The organism is Curtobacterium sp. AG1037 (assembly GCF_003349855.1).
Classification (GTDB): Bacteria; Actinomycetota; Actinomycetes; order Actinomycetales; family Microbacteriaceae; genus Curtobacterium; species Curtobacterium citreum.
This window is the reverse complement of record NZ_QQAO01000006.1, coordinates 41,092-67,290: the sequence shown is the minus strand read 5'-3', so window position 1 is coordinate 67,290 and position 26,199 is coordinate 41,092. Positions and strand designations below refer to the sequence as shown.

Below are 26,199 nucleotides of genomic sequence, written 5' to 3'. Positions count from 1 at the left end.
TAAGCAGTCTCAGGTCGTTGCCTCCCGGGGTCGGGGCGTGTCCGGTTGTGGTCGGTACGGTGACGGCATGCCGCTCATTACGGACACCCGCCGTGGGGACTGGTTGCGTGCTCGTGTTGGGGGGTGGGCGACGCCGGGTGGCGTCGTCGGTACGGGTTTCGCGGCGTACGCCCGAGTGCTGCACCCCTTGTATGCCTACCGGCACAGCTTCGCTACCGTCGACGGCTCAGACGGTGATGGGGACTGCTGCAGGTTCGGTTGACTCATTCGTTTAGGCCGCGAGTGCGACCTGTGGGTTGATGATCGTCTCGTACTCGATCGGGGTCAACTTGCCGAGACCTCGTTGCCGTCGTTTCCGGTGGTAGGTCGCTTCGATCCAGGTGATGATCGCGAGCCGGAGCTCTTCCCGGGTGGCCCATCGTGTCCGGTTGAGGACGTTCTTCTGCAGGAGCGCGAAAAAGGATTCCATCGCCGCGTTGTCCGCGCACGCCCCGACCCGCCCCATCGACCCAAGCAGCCCGGCGTCCTCGATCGCACGGACGAAGCGCTTGGAACGAAACTGGCTGCCGCGGTCCGAGTGCACGACCGTCCCGGCCGGGTTCCGGCGCTGCACTGCCATCTGCAGGGCCGCGACGGCGAGCGAGGAACGCATCCGGTCACTGATCGAGTAGCCGACGATGCGCCGCGAGCACGCGTCCTTGATCGCGCAGAGGTAGAGCTTGCCCTCACCGGTCCGATGCTCCGTGATGTCCGTCAACCACAACCGGTCCAGATCCGGTGCCGTGAACGCCCGTCGGACCCGGTCGTCGTGCACTGGTGGTCCCGCCTTGCGGTGCAGGCCGCGTTTCTTCGCGTGCAATGACCAGAGCCGCTGCTGGGAGCACAACCGCCACACCCGCCGTTCCGAAACCCGGTGGCCGGCCGCTTGGAGGTCGTCGGCGATGAACCGGTACCCGAACGTCGGGTCATCCCGGTGCGCGTCAATCGCAGCGTTGGTCAGGTGCGCGTCGTCCCAGTCGCGGTTCGACACGGGGCTCGCACGCCACCGATAGAACGCCTGCTTCGAGAATCCCAGCACCCGGCAGGCCACCGCGACCGGGATCCGGTCTGCGGCGAGTTCGAGGACCAGCGGGTAGATCATTTTGGGAGCTGCGACTGGGCGAAGTACGCCGCCGCCCGGCGGAGGATCTCGTTCTCCTGCTCGAGCAACCGGATCCGTTTCTGCGCGTCCCGCAGCTCCGCCTGCTCGACCGCTCTCCCCGACGGAGCCGCTGCAGCGCTGATGCCGTCGTCGCGGTCCGCGAGGCGCAGCCAGCGGGCCAGGCAGGACTCGGACACTCCGAAGTCCTTCGCGACCTGCCGCACCGACGCCTCACCCTTCCGAGCGACCGCGATCACATCACGGCGGAACTCTTCCGGATACGCCTTCACCATGGCGCACATCCTTCCAGCAGGAACCAGTGCCCCTACCTGTCAGGAGTCAACCAAACCTGCAGCAGTCCCGTAGCCACGGTTTGAGTCTCGACCGTGGCTTAGTCACGACCGAGGCCCTGCCGCCGATCGGATGCCCGTGAGAGCTGCGTGGCTGGGCCGTGACGCTGACTCGGCCATTCGCGCCCCGTCCCACGAGACGCCCCGGATCTGCCGAGACGCCGCCGATGTGGCGACACGGTGTCGAACAGGGCGGCGTCTCGCTCGCCTGGCGGCGTCTCGCCCGCCTGCGGCCGCCACCGGACGGGTGGCACGCCCCGCGTCCGGCCGTCGGCTACCGTAAGCGGCGTGCTCCGTCGGTCAGGTGTCGCGGTCGTCCTCGTCCTGTCGGGCGTCGTGCTCGCCGGGTGCGCGACCGCGCCCGGGTCGAGCGCGCCGGCCGTCGAGGCCTACGCCGAACCCGGGTCCGGCATGGTCGACCGGGTCACCGCAGCCACCGAGCACGCGGCGACGATCGGCGTCGACGGCGTCACGCTGACCGAGGACGGGTCGGGGCTCCGGTCGGTGCCCGACGGCGTGCGGGACCTCGCGCGCGCGGCCGACCGCGGTGGTGCCCGGTCGGAGCTCCTCGTGAGCAACTACTCGGAGGCGCTCGGCGATTTCTCGCCCGAGGTCGGCACGGCGCTCCTCGGTGACGCCGGGAACCGCGAGCGCGTCGCACGGCAGCTCGCCCGGGCTGCATCGCGCACCGGCTCCGACGGCGTGCAGGTCGACCTGGAGTCCCTGCGTGCCCGGGACCGCGACGGCCTCGTGGCGTTCGCCGCGGTCCTCGTCGACGCCGTGCACGACGAACTCGGCCCCGACGCCGAGGTCTCGATGGCCGTGATGGCTTCGATTTCAGCTGCGGGGTTCCGCGACACGGGGTACGACCTCCGCGCCCTCGCCCGGCACGTCGACCGGTTCGTCCTCATGACCTACGACGAGCACGGGCCGTGGAGCGACCCGGGCACGATCGGGGCGCTGCCGTGGGCGGAGCGGGTGGTCGTCGCGGCCGAGCGCGAGGGGCTGCCGGCCGACCGGATCGACCTCGGGGTCGCGGGCTACGGGTACGTCTGGGGTGGGGGCGACGCTGGGCAGGTGTCGCCCGCCTACGCGCGGACCCTCGCGGGGGACCGGGCGCGGTGGTCGGACCGGACCGGGGAGTGGTCCGCAGCCCTCGCGAACGGCCGTGCGCTGCACTGGTCGGACGCGCGGTCCTACCGGGCACGGGTCGCGCTCGCCCGGGAGCTCGGGCTGCACGGCGTCGCGCTCTGGTCCCTCGGGACGCAGCCCCTGCCGGACTGATCGGCGGGGCCAGCACTGACCAAGGGCTCAGGGCCGCGGTGGCGCCGTGGTCGACCGGACGACGAGCGACGGCGGCACGAGCAGGCGCAGCGGTGCCGCGTCCGGCGTCGGTGCCCCGATCAGCCGGACGAGCCGCTCGGCCGCCAGTCGTCCGACCTCGTCGTTGTGCGGGTCCACCGTCGTCAGGCGCACCAGGGGCGATCCCGCCAGCGGGGTCTCGTCGTGCCCGATGACCGACACGTCCTCGGGGACCCGGAGTCCGGCGTCCCGGACCGCCGCGATCGCGCCCATCGCCATGACGTCGTTCGCGGCGAACACCGCCGTCGTGTCCGGGTGCTCCGCGAGTGCGCGGCGGGTGCCCTCGTAGCCGGTGGCCTCGGCGGTGGGGCCGTCGCCGACGACCACGGGGGTGACGCCGGCGGCGACCATCCGCTCGACGGCGGCGGCGCGGCGGGCGGCAGCCGGGCCTCCCGAGCCGGTGACATGGACGATGCGCCGGTGACCCAGCTCGAGCAGGTGACCCGTGGCGGACCGGCCGCCGGCGGCCTCGTCCGAGGCGACCACGTCCAGGCCGGTCGGGACCGTCGCCCGTTCGCCCGCGACCACGACCGGGACGTCCGCCGGCACGACGGCGTCGGCGAAGCCCTCGGCGGCGAGCACCACCCCGTCGACGCGGAGGGACAGCAGGTCGTCGAGCGGCGACGAGCCGAGGTGTTCGTTCGCGCGGGTGTCGGCCAGCGTCAGCCGGAGGCCGTGCGGGGCGAGGGCCGCGCGGATGCCGTCGAGCATCGGGACGTACCAGGGATTCCGGAAGTCGTCGACGACGACGCCGATCGTCCTGGTGCGGGTGCCGGCGAGGATCGCGGCCGCCCGGTTCGGCCGGTAGCCCAGGTCCGCCGCGGCGGCGAGGACGGCGGACCGCCGGGCGGGGGAGACACCCGGGTCGTCGCGCATCACCATCGAGACGAGGGACTTCGAGACGCCGGCGCGTGTGGCGACGTCGATGATCGTCGGCGGGCGAGGGGACACGCGGCTCCTTGACAGGACATGGACTGCTCGGGCTACAGTACCGCCAACGAGTCTGGAACGTTCCAGAATCGGTTGGAGCCACCTCGTCTCGAAGGAGAGCACGCATGGTCGACAGCATCGGGGTCGCCGTCATCGGCGCCGGCATGGCGGGCAAGGCCCACATGGCGGCGTGGCGGAACGCCCCCTCCCTCTTCGCCCCGACGCTGCCGCCTGTGCGGCTCGTCTCGGTCGGCGACGTGGACGAACCGCTCGCCGCCGCCGCGTCGCGGCGCTTCGGGTACGAGCGGCACGACACCGACTGGCGGGCGATCGCCGCGGCCGACGACGTGGACGTCGTGAGCGTCGTGGTCGCGAACCGCCTGCACCGCGAGGTCGTCGAGGGGCTCCTCGCCGCGGGCAAGCACGTGCTGTGCGAGAAGCCGCTGGCCGACTCGCTCGACGACGCCCGCGCGATGGCGGACGCCGCCCGTGCCTCCGTGGCGACCGGCGTGCTCGGCCGGGTCGGCTTCACCTACCGACGCGCCCCAGGGCTGGCCGCGATCCGCGAGCTCGTGCAGGACGGCACGCTCGGCCGGGTCCTGCACGTCGCCGGGCGCTACTGGACCGACTACGGCGCCTCGCCGGACGTGCCGTCCTCGTGGCGCTTCACCGGGATCCCCGGCACCGGGGCACTCGCCGACGTCGGCTCGCACCTGGCGTACGTCGCCGAGTTCCTCGCCGGCCCGGTCGCGAGCGTCAGCGGAGGCGCCTTCACGACCGCGATCACCGAACGGCCCGTCGCAGCGGGGAACGTGCTCCGCGGGCAGCAGGCCGCGACGACGGGCGAGACGGCGACGGTCACGAACGACGACCACGCCACGTTCGTCGCGCGCCTGGGTGACGGCGCCGCGGTCGGGACCTTCGAGGTGTCCCGCGTCGCGACCGGGCACCCGAACGGCCTGGTCGTCGACGTCCTCTGCGAGCGCGGCTCGGCGCGCTGGGACCAGGAGCGGCCGTCCGAGATCGGGCTCGCCCTGCAGTCCGACGGACCGCGGACCGGCGGGTACCGGCAGGTCGTCCTCGGACCCGACCACCCCTACGTCGCCGGGGGCATGGCGATGGACGCTCCCGGGGTCGGCTGGGGCCAGAACCAGATGTTCGAGTACCAGGCGCGCGCGTTCCTCGACGAGGTCGTCGGAGCAGCCGACGCCCTGCCGGCGAACGCCACGTTCGACGACGGCGTGCACAACATGGAGGTCCTCGACGCGGTGGTCCGCTCCGCGGCGGCCGACGGGGCGGCGCAGACCGTCCGGCAGGCGGTGCACGCATGAAGCTCGGGCTCTACGGCGCGATCCTGCACGACCGGCCGCTCGCCGACGCGCTCCGGGTGGTCGCCGAGAACGGCCTCACCGGCATCGAGCTGAACACCGGCGGGTTCCTGCCCCCGGTGCACGTGCCGGACGTCGACGCGATCCTGGTCGACGACGGTGCGCGGGACGCCTTCCTCGCGCAGTTCGACGGCACCGGCGTCGAGATCGCCGGACTGAACTGCAACGGCAACCCGCTGCACCCCGACCCCGTGATCGGTCCCGCGCACGCCGAGGACGTCCGTCGCAGCATCCGACTCGCGGCGCGACTCGGCCAGACCCGGGTCGTCACGATGTCCGGCCTGCCGGCGGGGGAGCCCGGCGGCACCCGGCCGAACTGGGTCGTGAACGCCTGGAACTCCGCGGCGCTCGACGTGCTCGAGCACCAGTGGAGCGTGGCCGTGCCGTTCTGGCAGGAGATCGACGCCCTGGCGCGGGAGCACGGCGTGACCGTCGCCCTCGAGCTCCACCCCCAGAACCTCGTGTTCAACGTCGCCACGATCCGCGAGCTCGTCGATCGCGGCGGCCTGACGAACGTCGGGGTCGAGCTCGACGCGTCACACCTGTTCTGGCAGCAGATGGACCCGGTCGCCGTGGTCTGCGAGCTCGGACCGCTCGTCGTGCACGCCGCGGCCAAGGACGTCCGGGTGAACCCCGCCGTCGCGCTGAACGGCGTGCTCGACAACTCGTTCCGGCGGCTGTCGCCGGACGAGCCGCGGACGAACCTCGGCGGGGACGAGTGGGCGAACGCGTGGCCGACACCGTCCGCCTGGGACTTCGTCGCGCTCGGCAAGGGGCACCCGACGGCGTACTGGACGGCGTTCCTCGAGGCCCTGCACGCGGTCGACCCGGACATGCTCGTCAACATCGAGCACGAGGACACCGAGCTCGGTCGCGAGGAGGGGGTCGCCGTCGCGGCCGAGGTCCTCCGGGCCGCGGAGGCGGCCCGCGTCGCGCAGACCGGATGACGTGACCACAGGGCGGACGGGAGGCACGTGGCGGCGCCGCCACGTGCCTCCCGTCCGGTGGTGGACGCGACCACGGCCGCCCGCCGGAACGCCCCGATGTGTCCTCCGGATGACCGGTGACGCATCCTCCGGTGGCTGTCACCGCGCCGTTGTAGCATGCACGACACCTGTCCCGAGACGAGGAGGCCCGCGTGCCGGACCCGACCGACCCCGCCTTCCCGATCGAGCACGTCCGCGCCGTCGGCGACGACGTCGTCGCGGCTGTCTCGACCGTCGTCGACGGCAAGGTCGATGCGATCCGCACCGCCCTCATGGTGATGCTCGCCGAGGGGCACCTGCTCGTCGAGGACGTCCCCGGTGTCGGCAAGACCGTGCTCGCGAAGGCCCTCGGGGCGTCGGTCGGCGGCTCCGTGAACCGCATCCAGTTCACCTCGGACATGCTGCCGTCGGACGTCACCGGCGTGAACATCTACGACCAGTCGTCCGGCACCTTCCGGTTCTCGCCCGGACCCGTCTTCGCGAACGTCGTGATCGGCGACGAGATCAACCGCACGAGCCCGAAGACCCAGTCGGCACTGCTCGAGGCGATGGCGGAGTCGCAGGTGACGGTCGACGGCGTGACGCGGCAGCTCGAGTCGCCGTTCATGATCGTCGCGACCCAGAACCCCATCGACATGGAGGGCACGTACCCGTTGCCGGAGGCGCAGCGCGACCGCTTCATGGCGCGCATCGCGATGGGCTACCCGAGCGCCGACGCCGAGCGGAACATGCTCGCGCACCGCGGCGTACGCGACCCGCTCTCGTCGCTCCGTCCGATCGTCGACGTCGGGACGCTCCGCGCGGTGGTGCACGCCGTGCGGGCGGTGCACGTCGCGCCCGACGTCGAGGCGTACATCGTCGCGATCGTCCGGGCCACCCGGTCACACCCCGACCTCGTGCTCGGGGCGAGCCCGCGTGCCACGCTGCACCTCGCGCAGGCCGCCCGCGCGCACGCCGCCCTCGCCGGCCGGCCGTTCGTCACACCGGACGACGTCGCGCGGCTCGCCCCGGTGGTGCTCGCGCACCGCCTGGTGCCGGTCGCCCGTGGTCTCGGCGGGTCCGGTGACGACACCGCCCGTGAGATCGTCGTGCGGATCGTCTCCGACACCGCCGTGCCGTTCACCGCGGCGCCGGTCCACTCCTGATGCCCGGGCCCGCGCCGCTCGCGCTGCGCGCCGGCGCGGTGCGGTCGCGGGCGCTCCGGTACGGCCGCCGCGGGACGGCACTGCTCCGCCGCACCCCGTTCCCCCGGCCGACCGCGCGGGGGTGGACGGTGCTCGCGTCCGGGCTCGGGCTGACCGTCGGCGGGCTCGTCGCCACGACGAGCATCGCCGTGTCCGCGGGGCTGCTCCTGCTCGTGCTGCTCGTGCTCGGGGTCGTGATGGCCCTGGTCGTCGCGGCACCGCTCCGTGCGACCCGCAGCACCGCGCGGGGGATCGTCCAGGTCGGCGAGGTCTACCGGGAGCGGATCACGCTCCGCGGGACCTCGCTGCCGATCGGTCCGCGGACGCGACTGCTCGTCCGTGAACAGCTCGACGACACCTTCGCCAGTGTGTCCGAGGCCGAGACCTACGCCCTCGTCGGACCGCACGAGCCGCCGGCCGTGCTCGACGTCGAGGCGCTCGCGATGCACCGGGGCCGGACGCTGGTCGGCCCGGTGACGATCCGGGTCGAGGACCCGTTCGGCCTGCTCCGCATCGACCGGCCCGTCGTCCCGGCGGAGGAGATCGTCGTCGTGCCGGCGTCGACCCCGCTCGCTGCGATCGACACCGGCGCCCTCGCCGGGGCGGTCTCCGCCGACGAGGGCCGGGTCGGCCAGGGCGGATCGGCGGACGACAGCGAGCTGCGGCCCTACCGCCAGGGCGACCCGATCCGCCGGGTGCACTGGGGGCAGAGCGCCCGACGGGGCGAACTGCACGTGCGGCAGACGACCCAGGCGCAGCCGCCGGAGGCCGTCATCGCGCTCGACGTCCGCCGCGAGTCGTACCAGCGGCTCGGCCGCGACGACCTCGCCGAGCTGTCCGACCTCGGTGGCGACGCGGCGTTCGAGCACGCCGTCGTCGTGGCCGCCAGTGTCGCTCGTGCCCTGAGCGCGCGGACGTCCCGCGTGCTGCTCGTGAGCGACGGCGCCGCGGGGAACACCCGGCACGCGGGGGACGCCGGCAGTCTGACCGACGTGCTCGTCGGGCTCGCCGACGTCCGGCTCCGCTCCGATGCCCGCGACGTGACCGAGGTCCTGCCGGACGTCCGCGGCCGGGACGTGCACGGCATGACGGCCGTGGTCACCGGCCACTGCACCGCGGAGCAGGCGGCCGAGCTCGTGTCGCGGACGAGCGGGTCGAGCCGGGGCATCCTCGCGACGATCGTGCCGCCGGAGCCGGTGGTGCGCGGCATCCTCGACCGTGGCGGCTGGCGGACGCTCGTCGTGCCGGTCACGGGCGCGCACGCTCCCGGGAGCGTCCGGTGAGCGGGACGGGTCGGGGCGCCGGCCGCCGCGACGACGCTCGCCGACCGCAGGACGGTGGCGGTACCGCCGTCGCCGACCGGCCGGACCGGTCGGGCTGGGGCGGGGCTGCCGACGGCCGCGAGCCCGCCACACGGAGCGATGCCCCGAGCGCCTGGATCGTCGCGCTGGCCCCCGTCCCCGTGATCGTCGCCGCGCTCGCCATGCGGCCGCTCGTGCAGGGCGCGCAGTGGTGGCTGTCCGGTGTGGTCTTCACCGCCGTGCTCGTCGCCGTGATGTTGGTCGTCCGTCGACGGGCTCCCGGCGTCCGGTTCATCGCGCTCGTCGCGACGCTGGTCCTCGGCTCGTGCGCCGCGGCCGTGCTGAACGACCTGTCGCCGCTCGGGTGGCTCGACCGCGACGGTGCGCTCGGCGAGGCCCTGGCGGCCATCCGCCTGAACCCGGCGCCGCTCCCGCAGACCGACGCGATCCGGCTCGTCGTGACGGTCGCGATCGGCTGGGTCGCCGGGGTGTCGCTCTTCCTCGCCGCGATCGCCCCGACCGTCGCCCTCGCCGCCGTGCCGGCGCTCGTCGTGCTCGTCGTCCCGGGCGTCATCACCGGCCAGCCGGCGTCGCCCGTGCTCGTCGTCCTGGTCGGCATCGCGTTCCTCGGCCTGCTGTGGCTGTCGGTCCGGCCGGTGCAACGCGCGTTCCCGGCCTCGGTCGTCGGCGCGATCGGACTCGTCGTGGCCGTCGGGCTCCCCGTCGTCGTGCCGCTCAACGCGAGCTGGCTGTCGGGGGTGACCGGGGCACTGCAGTCGCCGATCCAGCCGGGCCGCCCGGGCACCCTGCTGCAGCTCGGCCAGGACCTGCGCCAGCCGAACGAACTCGAGGTACTGCAGTACCGCTCGGCCGACGGCCGGCCGGAGTACCTCAAGCTCGCCGACCTGGACGAGTTCGGCTCCGGGGACTGGGTCCCCACCGTCTCGGACGCCAGCACGTCGGACACCGCCGACCAGCAGCAGTTCGCGGTCGGGGTCAACCCGCGCCTGGCGAGCCGGGGCGACGTGACCATCCGGGTGACCGGACTGTCGAGCAACTACCTGCCGGTGCCCTCCGGGGCGGTGTCGGTGCAGTCCAGGTCGACGAACCTGGACCTGGCGAGCTGGCGCTGGATGGGCGACTCGAACACCATCCGGTCGACGGGGCCGACGACCCAGCGGGGCTCGACGTACGAGGTCTACGGCGCCTCGACCTCGTCGGGGGAGTACCTCGACGCGATCGCGTCCTCGGGGCTGCTCGGTCGCGCCGACGGTCGGGGGTTCCAGGCGCCGAGCCGCGCCCAGCTCCGCACCGACCTGTCGCTGCCGGACGACCTGCCGAAGGACATCGCGTCGACCGCCCGCCGCGTGGCCGGTGGTGCGACGACCGACTACGAACAGGCCCGGGCGCTCGAGCAGTGGTTCCGGAGCGACCTGTTCACGTACTCCGAGACCGCGCCCGTCGAACAGGGCTACGACGGCGACAACATGCGCGTGATCGACACGTTCCTGCGCGTCCGCGAGGGCTACTGCGTGCACTTCGCCTCGTCGATGGCGGTGATGGCCCGGACGCTCGGGATCCCCTCGCGCATCGCGGTCGGCTACCGGGCGAACCCGCAGCAGACCGACGACGGCGAGTACACGGTCACGAACCGGCAGCTGCACTCGTGGCCCGAGCTGTACATCCGCGGCGCCGGCTGGGTCTCGTTCGAGCCGACCCCGGACTCCGACGCCGCCGCGCAGCCGTCCACCGGGTCCTCGGCGACGCCGGCCCCGGCCGACCCGCAGACCCCGCTGCCCGCACCCGGCGAGACCGCGCCGGCAGAGGCCTCACCGACCCCCACGCCCTCGGCGTCCGCCGCCCCCGGTGCCGCGGCACCCGGGAGCAGCACCGGGACGGGCGCCCTCGGTCTCGCGGTCGGGGTGGCCCTCGCGCTCGTCCTGCTCGCCTCGCCCTCGGTCGTCCGGGCAGTCCGCCGCCGCCGTCGGCTCGCCGCGGTCCGCATCGGGCGGTCGCCGGCGCTGCAGGCCTGGCGTGAGGTCCTCGACGACGTCGCCGACCACGGGCTCGCACCCGGAGCTGCGCCGCCGGACGACGCCGCTGCGGCCGCACGGACCGCCCGGGCGGTGCTCGGTCGGCTCTCGGGTCGCCTGCCCGGCACGGTGCTGCCGCACCTGACCACGGTGGTCGACGCGGTCGACGTCGAGCGGTTCGCCGCCGACGGTGCGGCTGCGGTGGACCGGGACGCGCTCCTCCGTGCCGTCCTGGAGGCACGGGTCGCCCTGGACGCATCGGTGTCCCGTGGGCGGGTGGTCCGGTCGCGGCTGTTGCCGCCGAGCCTGCTGCCGTCGTCGGCCTGGTCGCACGAGGGCCGGCGGCGCCGGCCGGCGTAGCCGGGGCGCGCGGTCCGCGCGCGCCGCGCCGCCCGCGCGCCCGCGCCGCCCGCGCCGCCCGCGCCGCGCGCGGTCCGCACAACGGGAAGCACACCGCGCCATGTGATCACGTGGCGCGGCGTGCTTCCCGTTGTGCGCAGGCACGCCACACCGCGCCGCCGGGCGCCGCGCGCGCCGCGCCGCCGGGCGCCGCGCGCGCCGCGCCGCCGGGCGCCGCGCGCGCCGCGCCGCCCGCGCCGCGCGCCTCAGCGCGGGCGCACCACCGCGTCCACCACAGCCGCGATGACGTCGCCCGGGTCAACCCCGGGCAACGCCGGCGCGTCGAACACGATCCCCACGTTCGCCCCGACGAGCAGCGTCGCGAAGTCCTCGAGCCGCATCCCGGGCGAGACCTCCGGGTGCGCCCCGAACCACTCCTGCACGAGCTCGAGCACCCCGTCCTGGAGCGCCCGTCGCTGACGCACGAACTCGGGCAGGAACGCCTCGTGCCGCATCGCGTAGCCCCGGAACTCGGACAGCAGGGCGAACTGCGCGGTCTGGTCGTGCCGCCCGAACGCGGCGCGCAGGACGTCGCCGATGTCCTCCGCCGCCAGGTCCGGCCCGACGAGCTCCCGCAGGGACGCGAGCACCAGGTTCGTCTGGCGCTGCATGACCTCGGCGACCAGGTCCTGCTTCGACGCGAAGTTCGAGTAGACGGCCCCCTTGCTGAACCCGGCGCGGGCGGCGACGGTGTCGAGCCGGCTCCCGTGCAGTCCGGACTCGGCGAACTCCTGCGCGGCCGCGACGAGCAGGCGCTCCCGGACCTCGGCTCGCGGGGTCCTCGGTGTGGGGGCGTCGTCGTCGCGCATCTGGTCCTGGTCCCTGATCGTGGCGGTCCGGCACGACGTGCCGCGTACGGCGGGCGGACGTGCCGATCCCCGCACGGTGGTGCCGTGCGGTCCGTCGGAGCCTGCCGCGCCGCGCGTCGGTTCCCCGCGCGGCACGTGGCCGGCCCCGACCTCCTGTCGTCGACGGACGAACCGGCACGTTCGGGTCGTGTCGGTGCCTCGATCGGCGGGTGGTCGCCGGGGTCGATACCCGGCGGTACCGATGCTAGCGCCAGGGTCCGTCGTGGCCCAGTCTCAGTCGTCGGTGTGCGGTTCGTGGTCAGTCCGGACGCTGCCGGTGTCCGACCGGACGCTCCCGACGCCGGACCGTCGACCGGGTCGGCGGAGCAGGCGGACGGCGTCCGGGCGGAGTCGGCGGCCGCGCTGGAGCAGCGCGCCGAGGGTCGACTTCGGCTGCCAGTCGCGGCCGTTCGGCAGCCCCCAACCACGCTTGACGGCGCCGTAGCGCAGGCCGAGCGACAGCACGATGGCCGCGATGATCCCGATGGTGGGGGAGCCGAGGTACGACGCGACGACCATCACGGCCGAGGCGGCGACCGCGACCGTGGCGTAGAGCGCGTTGCCGCCGAAGACCGCGGGCACACGGCGGAGCAGCAGGTCGCGCATGGCCCCGCCCCCGACCGCGGTGATGGTCCCCATGATGATCGCGGCGGGCCAGCCGAGCCCGGCGTCGAAGGTCCGCTGCACCCCGACCACCGACCAGAACCCGATCACGGCGGCGTCCAGGACGGTGAACAGCCGGTCCCAGGTGAGCTCGGAGAACGACACGAAGAAGGCGATGAGCGCGCCGGCGATCGCGACCGGCACGTAGAGCGGGTCGACGAGCGCGACCGGGGGGCCGTTCTGCAGCAGGGTGTCGCGGAGCATGCCGCCGCCCAGGCCGGAGACGAACCCGACGACCAGGAACCCGAACAGGTCGAAGTCCATCGTCCGGGCGAGCGATCCACCGAGCAGCGCGGACGCGAGCACGCCGGCGAGGTCGAGCACGTTCGTGACCGACGCCAGGCCCTCGGGGGACAGCAGGTTCATGAGAACAATCAAACCCCACGTCGCGGAAGTGGCGGTGCGAGGGTGAGTTAGGTTAGCCTCACCTTCGCCATGATCGCCACCCTCGTCATCGGCCTCCGCGAAGGCCTCGAAGCGACGCTCATCGTCGGCATCATCGCCGCGTTCCTGCGTCGCAACCGCGCTCCGCTCACCCCGATGTGGATCGGCGTCGGCGCCGCGGTCGCCCTGAGCATCGCCGTCGGCTTCGGGCTGCAGCTCGTCGAGCAGGCCCTGCCGCAGGCCGAGCAGGAGGGCATGGAGACCGTCATCGGTGCCGTGGCGGTGGTGTTCGTCACGGGCATGATCGTGTGGATGCGGACCCACGCCCGCACGCTCTCGAAGGACCTCGTCGCCAGTGCGACCGCCGCCCTCGGCCGCGGCACCGCCTGGGCCCTGGCCGGCATGGCGTTCCTCGCGGTCCTCAAGGAGGGCTTCGAGACCTCGGTCTTCCTGCTCGCCACCTTCCAGGCGTCCGCGGACACCGGCTCCGCCGCCCTCGGCGCCGTGATCGGCATCGCCGTGGCCGTGCTCATCGGGTACGGGATCTACACCGGCGGCGTGAAGCTCGACCTCGGCCGCTTCTTCACGGGCACCGGCGTCTTCCTGGTCTTCGTCGCCGGTGGACTCGTCCTGACCGCCCTCCGCCACGCGCACGAGGCCGGCTGGCTCGTCATCGGTCAGCAGCGCACCGTCGACCTCGGCTGGCTCGCCCCGAACGGCTCGCTCCGCGGTGCGCTCGTCACGGGCGTGCTCGGCATCCCCGCCGACCCCCGGGTCGTCGAGGTCCTCGGCTGGGTCCTCTACGTCGTCCCGGTCCTCGCGATCTCGCTCTGGCCGCGCGTCTGGCGGCCGTCGCCGCAGCGCGTCCCGCGGGTGCGCGCCGTCCTCGCCGCCGCCTTCGCCGCGACGGCCGTCGTGCTCGCGGTCGCCGTCCCGTCCGGCAGCGGCGCGGACCTGCCCCGCACGGTCGCCGTGTCCGGCGACGCGCGCTCCGTCACGGCGTCCGTCGACGGGGACAGGGCGGTCCTGCGGGTGGCCGGCAGCGGCCGGGAGGCACAGATCACCCTGCCCGCGTCGGCCCACCGCCGCGTCGCCCGGGCGGGCACCACCGCCGACCAGTGGCAGGTCACCGAGGACGTCCCGTCCGCCGACCGACCGACCTCGCTGACCCTCGACCAGCTCGTGGGGCTGTTCGGTCGCGTCCCGGTCGGCGTCTCCCCGTCGACGAACCCCGGCCCGTTCGCGGCGGACTGGACCGTCCGTGACACGGTGACCCTGACGACCGTCGACGGCGGCGTGCTCGAGGCGACCCGCTCGGAACGCGACGTGCTCACGCTGCGCGGTGGGGGCCTCCCGGCCGCTCGGACGACCACGCTGGGACGCGACGTCTGGGCCGTCCCGACCGCCGACGCGGACCGTGCGGCGACCGCCGTCGCCGCCGCACAGACGCGCGCCGCCGAGCTCCGACTCTGGAACGCCTGGCTGCCCCTCGTGCTGCTCGTCGCGGCGGCCGCCCAGGCCGCGCTCGCGGTCCGCGACCGGCGCCGCGTGTCCGTCCCCACGACCACCACCCCCGGAACCGACCCGTCGCGCGGACCGCCCGCCGACGTCCCTGCAAGGAGCCTCGACCATGCCGTTCGGTAGTGCCGCCCGCCCCCTGGCCGCCCGACCCCTGATCGCCCTCGGTGCCCTCGGCGCCGTCGCCGCCCTCACCCTGACCGCCTGCTCCGCCGGCACCCCCGCCGACGACGCGTCGTCCGGGTCGGGGAAGGTCTCCCGCGTCACCATCACCCTGACGAACGACGGCTCCGACGGCTGCGCCGTGTCGACCACGAAGGTCCCCGCAGGGCCCGTCACCTTCCGGGTGCAGAACGAGTCGTCGACCGCGATCACCGAGGTCGAGCTGCTGCAGGACCAGCGGATCCTCGGCGAGAAGGAGAACCTCGCGCCCGGGCTCGCCCCGGTGACGTTCACCGCCACGCTGACCGGCGGCAGCTACCAGGTCTACTGCCCCGGGGCGACGAAGGAGCTCACCGACTTCACCGTCACGGGGAAGGCGGCCTCGACCGCGAACAGCAGCGCCGCGACCCTGCTCGCCGACGGAGCGACCGGCTACGCGACCTACGTCGACGGCCAGGTCGACGACATGGTGAGCGCCGTGCAGCAGCTGCAGAAGGACGTCGACGCCGGCGACCTCGACGCCGCGAAGCGGGACTACGCCGCCGCCCGACCGTTCTACGAGCACATCGAGAGCGACGTCGACGGGTTCGTCAAGCAGGGCTTCTCGGCCACCGACAACAAGGGCAACCTCGACTACCTGGTCGACATGCGCCAGTCGAACCTCGACGACGCCGTCGGCTGGAGCGGGTTCCACGCCGTCGAGAAGGACCTGTTCCAGGCCGGTGCGATCACCGCGTCGACGAAGCAGACCGCGGGCGACCTGACGAGCAACGTGCAGCTCCTCGCGAAGCTCGTGCCGACGCTGCAGTACAAGCCCGAGGACCTCGCGAACGGTGCCGCCGGGCTCCTCGAGGAGGTCCAGTCGAACAAGATCACCGGGGAAGAGGAGGCGTACAGCCACATCGACCTCGTCGACCTGGCCGCGAACGTCGAGGGCGCCCGGCAGGCCTTCGCGTACCTCAAGCCCGGCCTGACCAAGGTCGACCCGGCCCTGACGAAGCAGATCGCCGCGCAGTTCGACGCGACGAACACGATGATGGACGGCTTCCGCGACGCGAACGCCCTCGGCGGGTTCAGCACGTGGGACGACGCCGCGAAGGCGAAGGACGCCAACCGCATCTCACAGCAGGTCCAGGCGCTCCAGGACCCGCTGTCCCGCCTGGCCGAGAAGGTCGCGACGGCGTGACCGCGTCCCGCTTCTCCCGTCGCGGACTGCTCGGCGCCGGGCTCGCCGCAGCCGGTGCCGGGGTCGGTGCGGTCGCCGGCGTCGCCGGGGCCACGGCCGCGACCGGCGTCGACCCCTTCGCGGCGGCCGCGAACGCCGACGAGTCGATCGACCTGTCGCAGCAGGTGCCGTTCTACGCGACGGCCGCGCGGCAGCCCCAGGGCGGGATCCGCACGACCCCGCAGCGGCACTGCGTGTTCATGGTGTTCGACCTCACCGCCTCGACCGCGACCGAGCTGCAGGTGCTCCTCGCCCGCTGGTCCGCGGCGATCGCGCAGCTGCAGGCCGGCCGGACGATCGGCAGCGTCGAGCCGGCCCACGGTGAGGGCGTCGGCGCGGACACCGGCGAGGCGCTCGACCTCGGCCCCGCGTCCCTGACCGTGACGGTGGGCCTCGGCCCCGGGGTCTTCGACGAGCGCTTCGGCCTCGCCGCGAAGCGTCCCGCGCACCTGGCGGCGATCCCGACCCTGCCGAGCGACGCGCTCGAGGACGGGCTGACCGGCGGCGACCTTTCGCTGCAGGCCTGCGCCGACGACCCGCAGGTGGCGTACCACGCCGTCCGCGACCTGGCCAGGATGGCGCGGGGCACCGCGACCGTGCGGTGGACGGTGATCGGCTTCGGCCGCGCGTCCGCGGGTCCCTCGCAGTCGACGCCGCGCAACTTGATGGGCTTCAAGGACGGCACGCGGAACGTCACCTCGGACCAGGAGTACGAGCGCTTCGTGTGGCTCGACTCCGACGCCGGGTGGATGGCCGGCGGCACCTACCAGGTGGTCCGGAAGATCCGGATGAACCTGGAGACGTGGGACGCCGACGTCGTCAGCGACCAGCAGCGGGTGTTCGGCCGCACCAAGGTCGAGGGTGCGCCGCTGTCCGGCGGCAGCGAGCACACCACGCCGGACTTCCACGCGGCCGCGCACGGCGCCGACGCGGACGGTGCGACGGCGATCGACCCGCGCTCGCACATCGCCCTCGCCGCGCACGAGGCCAACGGCGGCGTGAAGATCCTGCGCCGCGGGTACAACTACACGGACGGGCTGAACCAGTACGGCCAGCTCGACGCCGGGTTGCTCTTCGCGGCGTACATGACGGACCCCGACCACTTCACCCGGTTGCAGCGGAAGCTCGGCGCGTCCGACCGGCTGAACGAGTACGTGTCGCACATCGGGTCCGGGGTGTTCGCCGTGCCGCCGGCACCGCGGAAGGGCTCGTACATCGGGGAGCAGCTGTTCCGCTGAACCCCGGTGGTCGATGGTGGGTGCCCTCCGCCGTTTCCCTGGAGACGGAGAGCACCCGCGCCGCGGAGTCCGCGGACGGAACCACCGTCCGGCCCTGGGGGGCGACCCGGCGCGGCGCATCGCTGTGCGACAGGCTGAGCGTACCCCTCCTCGCGGTTGTTGCGCGGGCCGTAACGGAAGTCGGACGGGCCGCCGCCCCTCGTTCGCCGGACGGCGGACGGGCCGTCTCACCTGGGTGAGACGGCCCGTCCTCGGATCCAGCCGGGAGGCGCGGTGTCAGTCGGTCTCGACCGTCGCGCCGCGCAGGGCCCGGTTCCGACGCACGAGCACCATCGTCACCAGCCCGGCGAGGAGCAGGGCACCGGCCGCGATGCCCGCAGGCAGGAGCTCGGCGCCGGTCCAGGCGAGGGCGCCCGTGCCGGGGCGCTGCGCTCCGTCCGCGACGCCGTTGCCCGTGCCCGTTCCGTTGCCGCCGCCGATCGAGCCGCCGCCCGTGCCGGGTGCGCTCGGGTCACCGGTGCCCGGCGTGCCGGGGTCGGTGGGATCGGTCGGGTCGGTCGGGTCGACGGCGGCCTCGATCGGCACGGTCACCGCGAGGGTGATCGTCTGGCCGTTCGGCAGCGTCACGACGAGGGGCTCGTCGGTGGTCGCGGCGGGGGCGACCGCGCGGAGCGCCGTGCCCGTCGCCGCCGCACGGGCGGTCGGCTGGTCGCCGCCGACCCCGGGCACCGTGAAGGTCAGCGTGGCGCGTCCCTGCTCGTCGGTGGTGTCCACGACCGACGTGTCGATCGGCGACGAGGCCAGCTCCTGGCCGCCGGCGCTCACCGACACCGAACCTGCCTGGTCCGCCGCGTTGCTGAAGGTCAGCGACGACAGGTCGATCCGGACCTCGTCGCCGGGGCCGAAGCCGCCCTCGGGAGCGTCGCTGACACGGACGCCGACGGCGCGCTGGTCCTCCTGCACCGCGACCGACGGGTTCGCCTTGAAGTACTCGACCTGGGCTTCGAGGTCGACCATGCCGCTGTCCTGCTTGGCCGCGGCCTGCTTGAACGCGGCGAAGTTGTCGCCGCCGGTCGCCAGGAAGGAGTTCACGGTCACCTTGTACGTGCGGTCCGCGTCGACCGGAGCGCCGTCGAGGGTCATCGAGGTGATGCGGGACCCGGCGTCCGCGAGCGGGTCGTAGGTGTACGAGAACCCGGAGGACGTGCCGAGCTTGAGGAACGGACGGCTCGCGCTCGCGGGCTGCCACTGCTGCTCGAGCGCCTGGCGGACCTGGTCACCGGTGAGGTCGAGCACGACGAGCGTGTTCGCGAACGGCTGGACGACCGCTGCCTCCTTGTAGGTCACCGGGCCGGACGCGATGTCCGCACGGAGCCCGCCCGGGTTCATGAACGCGATCTGGGCGCCCTGGCGCTGCGTCTGCGAGCGCTGGACCTCGGCCACGAAGTTGCCGAGCGTGGACTCGCCGCCGCGGTTCTCGGAGCCGTTCGACTGCACGGCGCGCTTGAGGTCGCGGTCGACGGCACCGAGCTCGACGGCACCGAGCCGGTCCGCCTCGGCGACCGCGGTGTCCACCGTGGCCTGGACCGCGGCGTCCTTCGGGAAGGTGCTGCCGGCGAGCCGGATGTTCTCGTTCTTCGTCGGGGTCACGGTGCCGTCCGCGGCGACCGTGAGCTGCACGTGCCCGAGGTTGAACCCGTACGAGCCGGTCTGGATCACCGGACGGGGGACCGTGCCGCCCTTCGGGACCACCGAGTACGTGTAGGTCTGGTGCGTGTGCGCCGAGAGGATCGCGGACACCTTCGGGGTGACCCCGTAGACCGCGCGGGCGAAGTCGGACCCGCCGTCGGCGGTGACCGGCGTGGGGGACTCCGCACCGTCGTGCACGAGCAGCACGAGCACGTCGGCCTCGCCGTTGCCCTCGTCGCCGTCGGTGAGCTGCGTGGCGACCTTGTTCACCTCGGTGGTGATGTCGCCCATCTCGAGGCCCGCGATGCCGTCGGGGCTGACGAGCCCCTGACCGACCAGGTCGACGGTCGCGCCGATGAACCCGACGCGCTTGCCGCTGATCTCCTGGATCGCGTAGGGGTCGAACGCGGGCTTGCCCGTCGCCGAGTCGAGGATGTTCGCGGAGACGTAGTCCCACTTCGCGTTGCGGGCACCGTCGGCCCCGATCACGCGGTCTCGCAGGTCGGTCTGTCCACGGTCGAGCTCGTGGTTGCCGATCGCGCTCACCGTCAGGTCCATCTGGTTGAGCACGTCGATCGTCGGCTGGTCCTCCTGGATGAAGGACTCGAACGTCGATCCGCCGATGTTGTCACCGGAGCTGACGAAGGCGGAGGTCGACGGGTCGCTGCCACGGAGCTGTTCGAGCGCACCGGCGAGCACGGCGGCACCGGCGGCGTCGCCGTCGCGCGGCGGCGAGGAGAGCGACTGGGCGATGCGCCCGTGGAAGTCGTTCACGTTGTAGAGGTCGATCGTCGCGTCGCCCTCGGCGGCGAGGGCGGCGGACGGGACGGACAGCGCCACGAGGACGCCGGCGGTCGCGAGCGCCGCGCCGGCGGCGGCGCGACGCGTTCGGGTGTGGGAGGTGGTGTTCATCGGCGACGAACCTAGGAGAACCCACAGGGGACGCGCCAGGGGTTGCCGCGATGTGTCACGAGGTGTTCACATCGGCAACACGTGACGGACGTCCCCGCCCGGCGGTCAGTCCCGGCCGAACGCCCCCTTCACCCGCTCGACGGCCTCGGCCGCCATGGCCTTCGCCGAGTCCTTGACCACCCCGAGCTCGGCCGGGTCGCCCTTGAGCAGGCTCTTCGCGGTGTTGATCGCGTACTCCGCGGTGATGTGCGGCGGCAGGGGCGGCACGTTGCGGCTGACGTAGGCGTCGATGAGCGTGACGCCCGGGTTCGCGAACGCCCGTTCCACTGCCGCCTCGACCTCGTCGTCCCGGTGCACCGCGATGCCCGTGAAGCCGAGCAGCTGCGCGTACCCGGCGTAGTCCATGGTCTCGACGTCCTGCGAGCCGGACCACATCGGGTTGCCGTCCTCGGTGCGCATCTCCCACGAGACCTGGCCGAGGTCGTCGTTGTGCATGACGACGATGACGAGCTGCTGGTCCGGCCACTGCGCCATGTACTTCTTGACGGTGATGAGCTCGTTCATGCCGAGCATCTGGAACGCACCGTCGCCGATCGTGCAGACCGCCGGGGCGTCCGGGAAGGCGAACTTCGCGGTGACGGCGTACGGCATCGCCGCGAGCATCGTCGCGAGGCGTCCGGACATGTCGCCGTGCATGCCGCGGCGCAGGCGGATGTGGTGGCCGTACCAGTCCGCGGTGGTCCCGGCGTCGCAGGTGACGGTGACGCGTTCGGGCAGACGTTCGTTGACGGCGCGGATCACGCGGCGCGGGTTGACGCCGTCGTCGTAGTGCACCTCGGCCTGGCGGTCCATCTCCGCCTCCCACTCGCGCATCTCACCGGCGAGCTTGTCCTGCCATGCGGTGTCCTGCTTGTCGTGCAGGAGCGGGAGCACCGCCTCGAGCGTCGCGCCGACGTCGCCCCACAGGTTGAGCTCGGTCGGGTAGCGCAGCCCCATCTGCTCCGGCTTGATGTCCACCTGCACGCCGCGGGCCTGGCCGCTCGCCGGCAGGTACTCGCCGTACGGGTAGTTCGAGCCGAGGAGCACGATCGTGTCGCACTCCTTGATCTGCGTGAGGCTCGGGCGTGACCCCAGCAGGCCGACCTGCTGCGTGTGGTACGGCACGTCCGAGGGGACGACGTCCTTGCCCCGGAGGGCCGTGATGATCCCGGCGCCGGTCTTCTCGGCGGCGGCGAGCACCAGGTCGGTCGCACCGCGGGCACCGGCACCGACGAGGAACGTGACGCGTTCACCGGCGTTCAGGACCTCGGCGAACCGGGCGATCTCGTCCTGCGGCGGGGTGATCCGGATCGACGGGGCGACGTCGCTCGACCGGGACACCCAGTGCTCGGCGGCGGGGGCCTCGTACGCCATGGCCTGGACGTCGTGGGGGAGGACCACCACGGCGGGCTGCTTGCGGAGCATCGCGGTGCGGAAGGCGGTGTCGACGACGACCCCGACCGCGTCCGGCGTCGCGACGGTCTCGACGTAGCAGGCGACGTCGGCGAACACGCGCTCGAGGTTCGACTCCTGCTGGGTGAACGACCCGATCGACGCCAGGCCCTGCTGGCCGACGATCGCGACGACGGGCTGGTTGTCCATCTGCGCGTCGTACAGGCCGTTGAGCAGGTGGAACGCCCCGGGGCTCGACGTCGCGACGCAGACGCCGACCTCGCCGGTGAACTTCGCGTGCGCGGTGGCCATGAGGGCCGCGATCTCCTCGTGCGTCGGGCGGACGTACTCGAGCGCCCGTTCGCTGCCGTCGGCCTTGCCGAGCGCACCGTCGAACGCGCCGATGCCGTCCCCGGGGTACCCGAACACGCGGGAGACCCCCCACGCCTTGATGCGGTCGATGACGAAGTCGCTCACGGTCTGGCCCATGCGCTCCACCGTGCTCGCCGCTTCCTGTACGCGCTCAGGACTCCCGTGCGATCAGGGGGCGCAGGGTGCGGTGCGCGATCCGGAGGCCCTCGAGCACCTTGTCGTCGGTGCCGCCCCACAGCGGGTCCTCGTGCTCGACGCTCAGCGTGCCGGTGAACCCCGCCTCGTACAGTCGGTCGACCACGTGCGGCCAGTCCACGACCCCGCGGCCCGGGACGCGGAAGCGCCACCAGCCCATGTCCCACGGGTCGTCGCCCTTGTCGACCTTCCCGAAGAACCCGTACTCGTCCCGCTTCCGGGGGAACAGCTCGACGTCCTTCGCCTGCGCGTGCACGATGTGCTCGGCGAACGGCAGGATCGTCTCGACCGGGTCGATGCCGATCCAGGTCAGGTGCGACGGGTCCCAGTTCAGGCCGAACCCGAGTCCGGTGACCCAGTGCCAGAGCTCGGGGGAGTACGCGAGGTTGCCCGGGTACCCGTCGGGGTGCCAGCCCTCCATCACGCAGTTCTCGACGATCAGCCGGACGCCCCGCTCGCCGGCGTACTCGACGAGCTCGGGGAGCACGCGGTCGCCGAGCGCCATGTTGTCGCGGACGGACAGCGTGTTGTCCCGACCGACGAACGTGCCGACGGACGGCACGCCGAGCATCGCAGCGGCGTCGACCGCGTGGAACAGGTGCTCCTTGACCGCGGCCCGGTGGTCGGTGTCGTGGTGCAGGTTGTTCTCGTAGTACGCCAGCGCCGAGATCTCGAGCCCGTACCGGTCGAGCACCTCCCGCGTCGCGGCGGCGTCGGACTCGGTGAACGTGGCGACGGGCAGGTGCGCCGCCTCGAAGTCGCGCGACCCGGTGTCCGGCCACACCGCGACCTCGAGCCGCTCGTAGCCCTGCTCGGCCGCGAACGCCGCGATCCGCTCGAGCGACCACCCGGGCAGGCATGCCGTGAGCATCCCGAGCTTCACCGGATCCCCCGCCACGACCCGTCGGCCGCGCTGCCGATGACCGCCTCGATGATCGACGCCGCACGGGCGCCGTCCGCGAACGTCGGCAGCCCGTCGGGCCACGCCGACCGGTCGCCCTCGCTGCGGACCGCCGCGTAGGTGTCGGCGACGAAGGCCCCGAACGCGTCGAGGTACCCCTGCGGGTGGCCGGCCGGCACGACCGCCAGCCTCCGTTGGTCCGGGAAGCCGAGCGACGGGTCGCGGACGACGACCTGGGCGCCCCGCTCGTTGCCGAACCACGCCGACTCGGGCTGCTCCTGGTCGAACGCCGCCGAGCCGAGGGTGCCGTCGACCTCGAACCACAGCCGGTTCTTGCGTCCGGCGGCGACCTGCGAGATGACGACGTTCCCGATGCGGCCGGAGGCGGTGCGGAAGGTCGCGACCGCGGTGTCCTCGGTGGTCACCTCGGCGCGCTGCCCGGCGTCCGCGACCGGGTCGGGGTCGGGGGAGCCGGAGAACGACGGACCCGAGGCCGACGGTCGGGTCGGGTAGACGATGTCGGTCGCGGCGGAGACGGACGCGAACGGCTCACCCGTGACGAACTCGACCAGGTCGCACCAGTGCGAACCGATGTCCGCGAAGGCCCGCGACACCCCGCCGGCCCCTGCGTCGACCCGCCACGACGAGGCGTCCTCGTCGAGCATCCAGTCCTGCAGGTAGTGCCCGTGCACGGCCAGCATCCGCCCGAGCTCGCCGGCCGCGATCCGACCGCGGATCTCCCGGACCACCGGGTGGTACCGGTACACGAACGGCACGGTGGCGACGACGCCCGCACGGTCCGCGGCGTCGACCAGCTCGGCGGCCTGCGCGGCACTGATCGCGAGCGGCTTCTCGCACACGACGTTGATCCCGGCGCGGATGACCGCGAGGGCCTGCGGGTGGTGCTGGTCGTTCGGCGTGCAGACGTGCACGACGTCGGGCGCGTCCGCGATCACGTCGTCGAGCGAGGCGTACCCGCGGGGGACGTCGAGCTGCGCGGCGACCTGCTCGGAGCGGGACGGCGTCCGGCCGAGCACCCCGACCACCTCCGCCCCGGCGGCACGCGCCGCCCGCGCGTGGACGCCGGCGATCATGCCGGTCCCGACCACGGCGACGCGGATGCGTCGCCCTCCGTACCCACTGCTCATGGTGCTCCCTCGCGCCGGACTGGGACCACCGTACCGACGCAGCCCGGCCACGCGCCGGAACGCGTGAGTACCGTCTGGGGCATGTCGAGCCTCCAGACCAGCCTGCTCATCCTCGGAGCCAGCGGCGACCTGTCCAAGCGACTGCTGCTGCCCGGCCTCGCGACCCTGCTGGAGGTGAAGGAGGACTGGGACGTGCAGCTCGTCGGCGCCGGCGTCGAGGACCTCTCCGACGCCGACTGGAAGGCGCAGGTGAAGACCTCGTTCGAGAACGCCCAGGCGTCGAAGAACGAGGAGGACGAGGGCGCCCACGACGGCGGGGAACGGCTCAGCGAGCGGCTGCTCGACGTCGTCGCCGCCTCGACGTACCGCAAGGCCGACGTCACCGACGCCGACGACCTGCGGGCACTCCTCGCCGCGTGCGACCACGACCCGGCGGTCTACTTCGCGTTGCCGCCGGCGGTCACCGAGAAGAGCTGCGCGGTCCTGCAGGACCTCGACCTGCCGTCGGGCACGCGCCTGGCGCTCGAGAAGCCCTTCGGCACCGACGCCGCGAGCGCCGAGCACCTGAACGACCTGCTGCACTCCTTCCTGCCCGAGGAGCGGATCCACCGCGTCGACCACTTCCTCGGCCGCTCGACCGTGCTCAACCTGCTCGGCCTGCGCTTCGCGAACCGCATCGTCGAGCCGCTGCTGTCGTCGCAGCACGTCGCCCGCGTCGACATCGTCTACGACGAGACCCTCGGGCTCGAGGGTCGCGCGCGCTACTACGACAAGGCGGGCGCCCTGGTGGACATGATCCAGAGCCACCTGCTGCAGGTGATGGCGGTCGTCGCGATGGAGGCCCCGGCGTCGATCGACGCGGACGACCTGCGCACCCAGAAGGAGCTCGTCCTGCGCGCCGTCCGGCCGTGGGGCGGGGACGTGGTGGCCGCGGGCAAGCGGGCCCGCTACGCGGCGGGGACGATCGGGGACCGGTCGCTGCCGTCCTACGTCGACGAGGACGGCGTGGACCCGTCGCTCGGCACCGAGACGCTCGCGCAGCTCACCCTCGAGGTCGCGAACTGGCGGTGGGCCGGGGTGCCCTTCACGCTCCGCTCGGGCAAGGCGCTCGAACAGCAACGCCGCGAGATCGTCATCACGTTCAAGGACTCGCCGCACGTGCCGAACGGGCTCACCGGCGCCGAACGACCCGACAAGCTGCGGATCTGGATCGCGCCGGACGAGATGCAGCTCGAGCTCAACGTGAACGGCCCCGGCGACCCGTACACGATCGACCACACCTCGTTGACGACCACCTTCAACCCGGGTCGGCTGAGTGCCTACGGCGAGGTCCTCGCCGGGGTGCTCGAGGGCGACGCCACGCTGTCGGTGCGCGGGGACAGCGCGGTGCAGGGGTGGAGGGTCGTCGAGCCGTTCCTGCAGGCCTGGCGCGCGGGGGACACCCCGCTCGACGAGTACGCGGCGGGATCCGTCGGCCCCGACTCCTGGGACAACATCGACTGCTGACGCGGTGCGCGCGGTGCGCGCGGACGGACGGGAGGATCGTGGCGGGCCCCGCCACGATCCTCCCGTCCGTCTCCTGGTCGCGCGGCGTAGCGTCGCGCATCGTGAAGACCACCGACGACGTCCTGTCCACCGTCCCCGCTCCCGCCGGCTCCGACGTCCGCGTCGAGCCCGTCCGCTACGACCACGAGGGGACCGCGCTCCTCGGCGTCCTGGCGAAGGACCACGCGGAGTCCGGCCCGCGCCCCGCCGTCCTCGTCGTGCACGACTGGCACGGGGTCAACGAGCACGTCGAGGCCCGCGTCGCGATGCTCGCCCGCCTGGGCTACGTCGCGTTCGGTGCCGACGTCTACGGCGAGGGCGTCCGCCCGGGCGACGACACCGCCTCCGAGGTCGCCGGCTCGTTCTACCAGGACCTGCCGCTCTTCCGCGCCCGGCTGACCGCGGGGCTCGAACAGCTCCGCGAGGACCCCGACGTCGACCACTCGCGCATCGTCGTGATGGGCTACTGCTTCGGCGGGTCCGGCGCGCTCGAACTCGCCCGCACCGGGGCGGACCTGGTCGGGGCCGTCTCCTTCCACGGTGGACTCATCGCGCACGACCCGTCGGACGCCGCCGCGATCCGGGCGAAGCTGCTCGTGCTCACCGGCGGGTCGGACCCGGTCGTCCCGGACAGCGCGGTCACCGCGTGGCAGGACGAGATGCGGGGCGCCCCGGAGGTCGACTGGCAGGTCGTGACGTACGCGGGTGCGATGCACGCGTTCGCGGTGCCGGGGACCGACGCCCCCGACCACGGCGCGCAGTACCAGGAGCGGGCGGACCGTCGGTCGTGGCAGGCGCTGCAGGTGTTCCTCGCCGAGGTGTTCGACGAGGAGCCGACCATCGTGTGAGTCCTGCGACACGCCGAGGGGCCGGGTCGGCGCGGCTCGATTCGCG

Annotated in this window: 19 protein-coding genes; 11 read left to right on the top strand and 8 right to left on the bottom strand. The window is 73.3% G+C overall.

Annotation, left to right across the window (positions count from 1 at the left end; translation table 11 throughout):
- Positions 1 to 271: 271 nt before the first annotated feature.
- Positions 272 to 1,434, bottom strand: a protein-coding gene (locus DEU32_RS10500; protein WP_114850488.1) for an IS3 family transposase whose coding sequence is annotated in 2 segments (ribosomal slippage) — positions 272 to 1,155 and positions 1,155 to 1,434 — 1,164 coding nt in all. Because the reading frame shifts where the segments join, the coding sequence is not laid out codon by codon here.
- Positions 1,435 to 1,779: 345 nt separating this feature from the next.
- Here DEU32_RS10500 and DEU32_RS10495 point away from each other — a divergent pair.
- Entirely contained in the window at positions 1,780 to 2,775 is a 996-nt protein-coding gene (locus DEU32_RS10495; RefSeq protein ID WP_114850487.1) for a glycosyl hydrolase family 18 protein, read from the top strand.
- Positions 2,776 to 2,802: 27 nt separating this feature from the next.
- Here the strand turns inward: DEU32_RS10495 and DEU32_RS10490 are convergent, their stop codons facing one another.
- Complete coding sequence (locus tag DEU32_RS10490; RefSeq protein WP_114850486.1) at positions 2,803 to 3,804, bottom strand: LacI family DNA-binding transcriptional regulator; 1,002 nt, start codon at positions 3,802 to 3,804, stop codon at positions 2,803 to 2,805.
- Positions 3,805 to 3,908: 104 nt separating this feature from the next.
- On the opposite strand from DEU32_RS10490, the gene DEU32_RS10485 reads away from it, so the two are divergent.
- The 5 genes from DEU32_RS10485 (at position 3,909) to DEU32_RS10465 (ending at position 11,035) form a co-directional block, all read left to right on the top strand.
- Complete coding sequence (locus DEU32_RS10485) at positions 3,909 to 5,114, top strand: Gfo/Idh/MocA family protein (protein ID WP_114850485.1); 1,206 nt, start codon at positions 3,909 to 3,911, stop codon at positions 5,112 to 5,114.
- Positions 5,111 to 6,118, top strand: a complete 1,008-nt coding sequence (locus DEU32_RS10480) for a sugar phosphate isomerase/epimerase (RefSeq protein WP_114850484.1) — start codon at positions 5,111 to 5,113, stop codon at positions 6,116 to 6,118. The genes DEU32_RS10485 and DEU32_RS10480 overlap by 4 nt, the downstream gene beginning before the upstream one ends.
- A gap of 191 nt (positions 6,119 to 6,309) precedes the next feature.
- Positions 6,310 to 7,302: a MoxR family ATPase gene (locus DEU32_RS10475; RefSeq protein ID WP_114850483.1), complete on the top strand. Its 993-nt coding sequence runs from the start codon at positions 6,310 to 6,312 to the stop codon at positions 7,300 to 7,302.
- The gene (locus tag DEU32_RS10470) at positions 7,302 to 8,624 is read left to right on the top strand and encodes a DUF58 domain-containing protein (protein WP_114850482.1); all 1,323 of its coding nucleotides are present in this window, start codon (positions 7,302 to 7,304) and stop codon (positions 8,622 to 8,624) included. The genes DEU32_RS10475 and DEU32_RS10470 overlap by 1 nt, the downstream gene beginning before the upstream one ends.
- Positions 8,621 to 11,035 (top strand): DUF3488 and transglutaminase-like domain-containing protein, encoded by a 2,415-nt coding sequence (locus tag DEU32_RS10465; RefSeq protein ID WP_114850481.1) that lies wholly within the window; start codon positions 8,621 to 8,623, stop codon positions 11,033 to 11,035. The genes DEU32_RS10470 and DEU32_RS10465 overlap by 4 nt, the downstream gene beginning before the upstream one ends.
- A 245-nt stretch (positions 11,036 to 11,280) precedes the next feature.
- Here the strand turns inward: DEU32_RS10465 and DEU32_RS10455 are convergent, their stop codons facing one another.
- Positions 11,281 to 11,883, bottom strand: coding sequence for a TetR/AcrR family transcriptional regulator (locus DEU32_RS10455; protein WP_141862526.1), 603 nt, complete (start codon positions 11,881 to 11,883; stop codon positions 11,281 to 11,283).
- A gap of 273 nt (positions 11,884 to 12,156) precedes the next feature.
- On the bottom strand, positions 12,157 to 12,951 hold the full coding sequence (locus tag DEU32_RS10450; RefSeq protein WP_058743270.1) for a trimeric intracellular cation channel family protein: 795 nt from the start codon (positions 12,949 to 12,951) through the stop codon (positions 12,157 to 12,159).
- Between the two features lie 69 nt (positions 12,952 to 13,020).
- On the opposite strand from DEU32_RS10450, the gene efeU reads away from it, so the two are divergent.
- From efeU to DEU32_RS10435, 3 genes are read left to right on the top strand one after another with little or no spacing between them, the layout of a single operon-like run.
- Positions 13,021 to 14,613, top strand: a complete 1,593-nt coding sequence (gene efeU, locus DEU32_RS10445) for an iron uptake transporter permease EfeU (RefSeq protein WP_114850478.1) — start codon at positions 13,021 to 13,023, stop codon at positions 14,611 to 14,613.
- Positions 14,600 to 15,835 (top strand): iron uptake system protein EfeO, encoded by a 1,236-nt coding sequence (gene efeO, locus DEU32_RS10440; RefSeq protein WP_114850477.1) that lies wholly within the window; start codon positions 14,600 to 14,602, stop codon positions 15,833 to 15,835. The genes efeU and efeO overlap by 14 nt, the downstream gene beginning before the upstream one ends.
- A complete protein-coding gene (locus DEU32_RS10435) occupies positions 15,832 to 17,112 on the top strand; it encodes a Dyp-type peroxidase (RefSeq protein WP_114850476.1) in 1,281 nt (426 codons plus the stop codon). The genes efeO and DEU32_RS10435 overlap by 4 nt, the downstream gene beginning before the upstream one ends.
- A gap of 276 nt (positions 17,113 to 17,388) precedes the next feature.
- Here DEU32_RS10435 and DEU32_RS10430 read toward each other — a convergent pair whose 3' ends face one another.
- The 4 genes from DEU32_RS10430 to DEU32_RS10415 all read right to left on the bottom strand — a co-directional run bounded on the left by DEU32_RS10430 (position 17,389) and on the right by DEU32_RS10415 (position 23,760).
- Complete coding sequence (locus tag DEU32_RS10430; protein WP_114850475.1) at positions 17,389 to 19,713, bottom strand: bifunctional UDP-sugar hydrolase/5'-nucleotidase; 2,325 nt, start codon at positions 19,711 to 19,713, stop codon at positions 17,389 to 17,391.
- A gap of 105 nt (positions 19,714 to 19,818) precedes the next feature.
- Entirely contained in the window at positions 19,819 to 21,633 is a 1,815-nt protein-coding gene (locus DEU32_RS10425) for a thiamine pyrophosphate-requiring protein (protein ID WP_114850474.1), read from the bottom strand.
- 34 nt (positions 21,634 to 21,667) lie between these two features.
- Entirely contained in the window at positions 21,668 to 22,582 is a 915-nt protein-coding gene (locus tag DEU32_RS10420) for a sugar phosphate isomerase/epimerase (protein WP_217483622.1), read from the bottom strand.
- A gap of 8 nt (positions 22,583 to 22,590) precedes the next feature.
- On the bottom strand, positions 22,591 to 23,760 hold the full coding sequence (locus tag DEU32_RS10415) for a Gfo/Idh/MocA family protein (protein WP_180224810.1): 1,170 nt from the start codon (positions 23,758 to 23,760) through the stop codon (positions 22,591 to 22,593).
- 81 nt (positions 23,761 to 23,841) lie between these two features.
- Here DEU32_RS10415 and DEU32_RS10410 point away from each other — a divergent pair, with 81 nt between their 5' ends.
- Positions 23,842 to 25,266, top strand: a complete 1,425-nt coding sequence (locus DEU32_RS10410; RefSeq protein ID WP_114850472.1) for a glucose-6-phosphate dehydrogenase — start codon at positions 23,842 to 23,844, stop codon at positions 25,264 to 25,266.
- 101 nt (positions 25,267 to 25,367) lie between these two features.
- Positions 25,368 to 26,153 (top strand): dienelactone hydrolase family protein, encoded by a 786-nt coding sequence (locus DEU32_RS10405; protein ID WP_114850596.1) that lies wholly within the window; start codon positions 25,368 to 25,370, stop codon positions 26,151 to 26,153.
- The last annotated feature ends 46 nt before the right edge of the window (positions 26,154 to 26,199 follow it).

Excerpts from the sequence above, each read along its gene's own strand:
- DEU32_RS10485 (WP_114850485.1), top strand. The coding sequence starts at position 3,909 with ATGGTCGACAGCATCGGGGTCGCCGTCATCGGCGCCGGCATGGCGGGC.
- DEU32_RS10480 (WP_114850484.1), top strand. The coding sequence starts at position 5,111 with ATGAAGCTCGGGCTCTACGGCGCGATCCTGCACGACCGGCCGCTCGCC.
- DEU32_RS10470 (WP_114850482.1), top strand. The coding sequence starts at position 7,302 with ATGCCCGGGCCCGCGCCGCTCGCGCTGCGCGCCGGCGCGGTGCGGTCG.
- DEU32_RS10455 (WP_141862526.1), bottom strand. The coding sequence starts at position 11,883 with ATGCGCGACGACGACGCCCCCACACCGAGGACCCCGCGAGCCGAGGTC.
- DEU32_RS10450 (WP_058743270.1), bottom strand. The coding sequence starts at position 12,951 with ATGAACCTGCTGTCCCCCGAGGGCCTGGCGTCGGTCACGAACGTGCTC.
- efeU (WP_114850478.1), top strand. The coding sequence starts at position 13,021 with ATGATCGCCACCCTCGTCATCGGCCTCCGCGAAGGCCTCGAAGCGACG.
- efeO (WP_114850477.1), top strand. The coding sequence starts at position 14,600 with ATGCCGTTCGGTAGTGCCGCCCGCCCCCTGGCCGCCCGACCCCTGATC.
- DEU32_RS10430 (WP_114850475.1), bottom strand. The coding sequence starts at position 19,713 with ATGAACACCACCTCCCACACCCGAACGCGTCGCGCCGCCGCCGGCGCG.
- DEU32_RS10425 (WP_114850474.1), bottom strand. The coding sequence starts at position 21,633 with ATGGGCCAGACCGTGAGCGACTTCGTCATCGACCGCATCAAGGCGTGG.
- DEU32_RS10420 (WP_217483622.1), bottom strand. The coding sequence starts at position 22,582 with ATGCTCACGGCATGCCTGCCCGGGTGGTCGCTCGAGCGGATCGCGGCG.
- DEU32_RS10415 (WP_180224810.1), bottom strand. The coding sequence starts at position 23,760 with ATGAGCAGTGGGTACGGAGGGCGACGCATCCGCGTCGCCGTGGTCGGG.
- DEU32_RS10410 (WP_114850472.1), top strand. The coding sequence starts at position 23,842 with ATGTCGAGCCTCCAGACCAGCCTGCTCATCCTCGGAGCCAGCGGCGAC.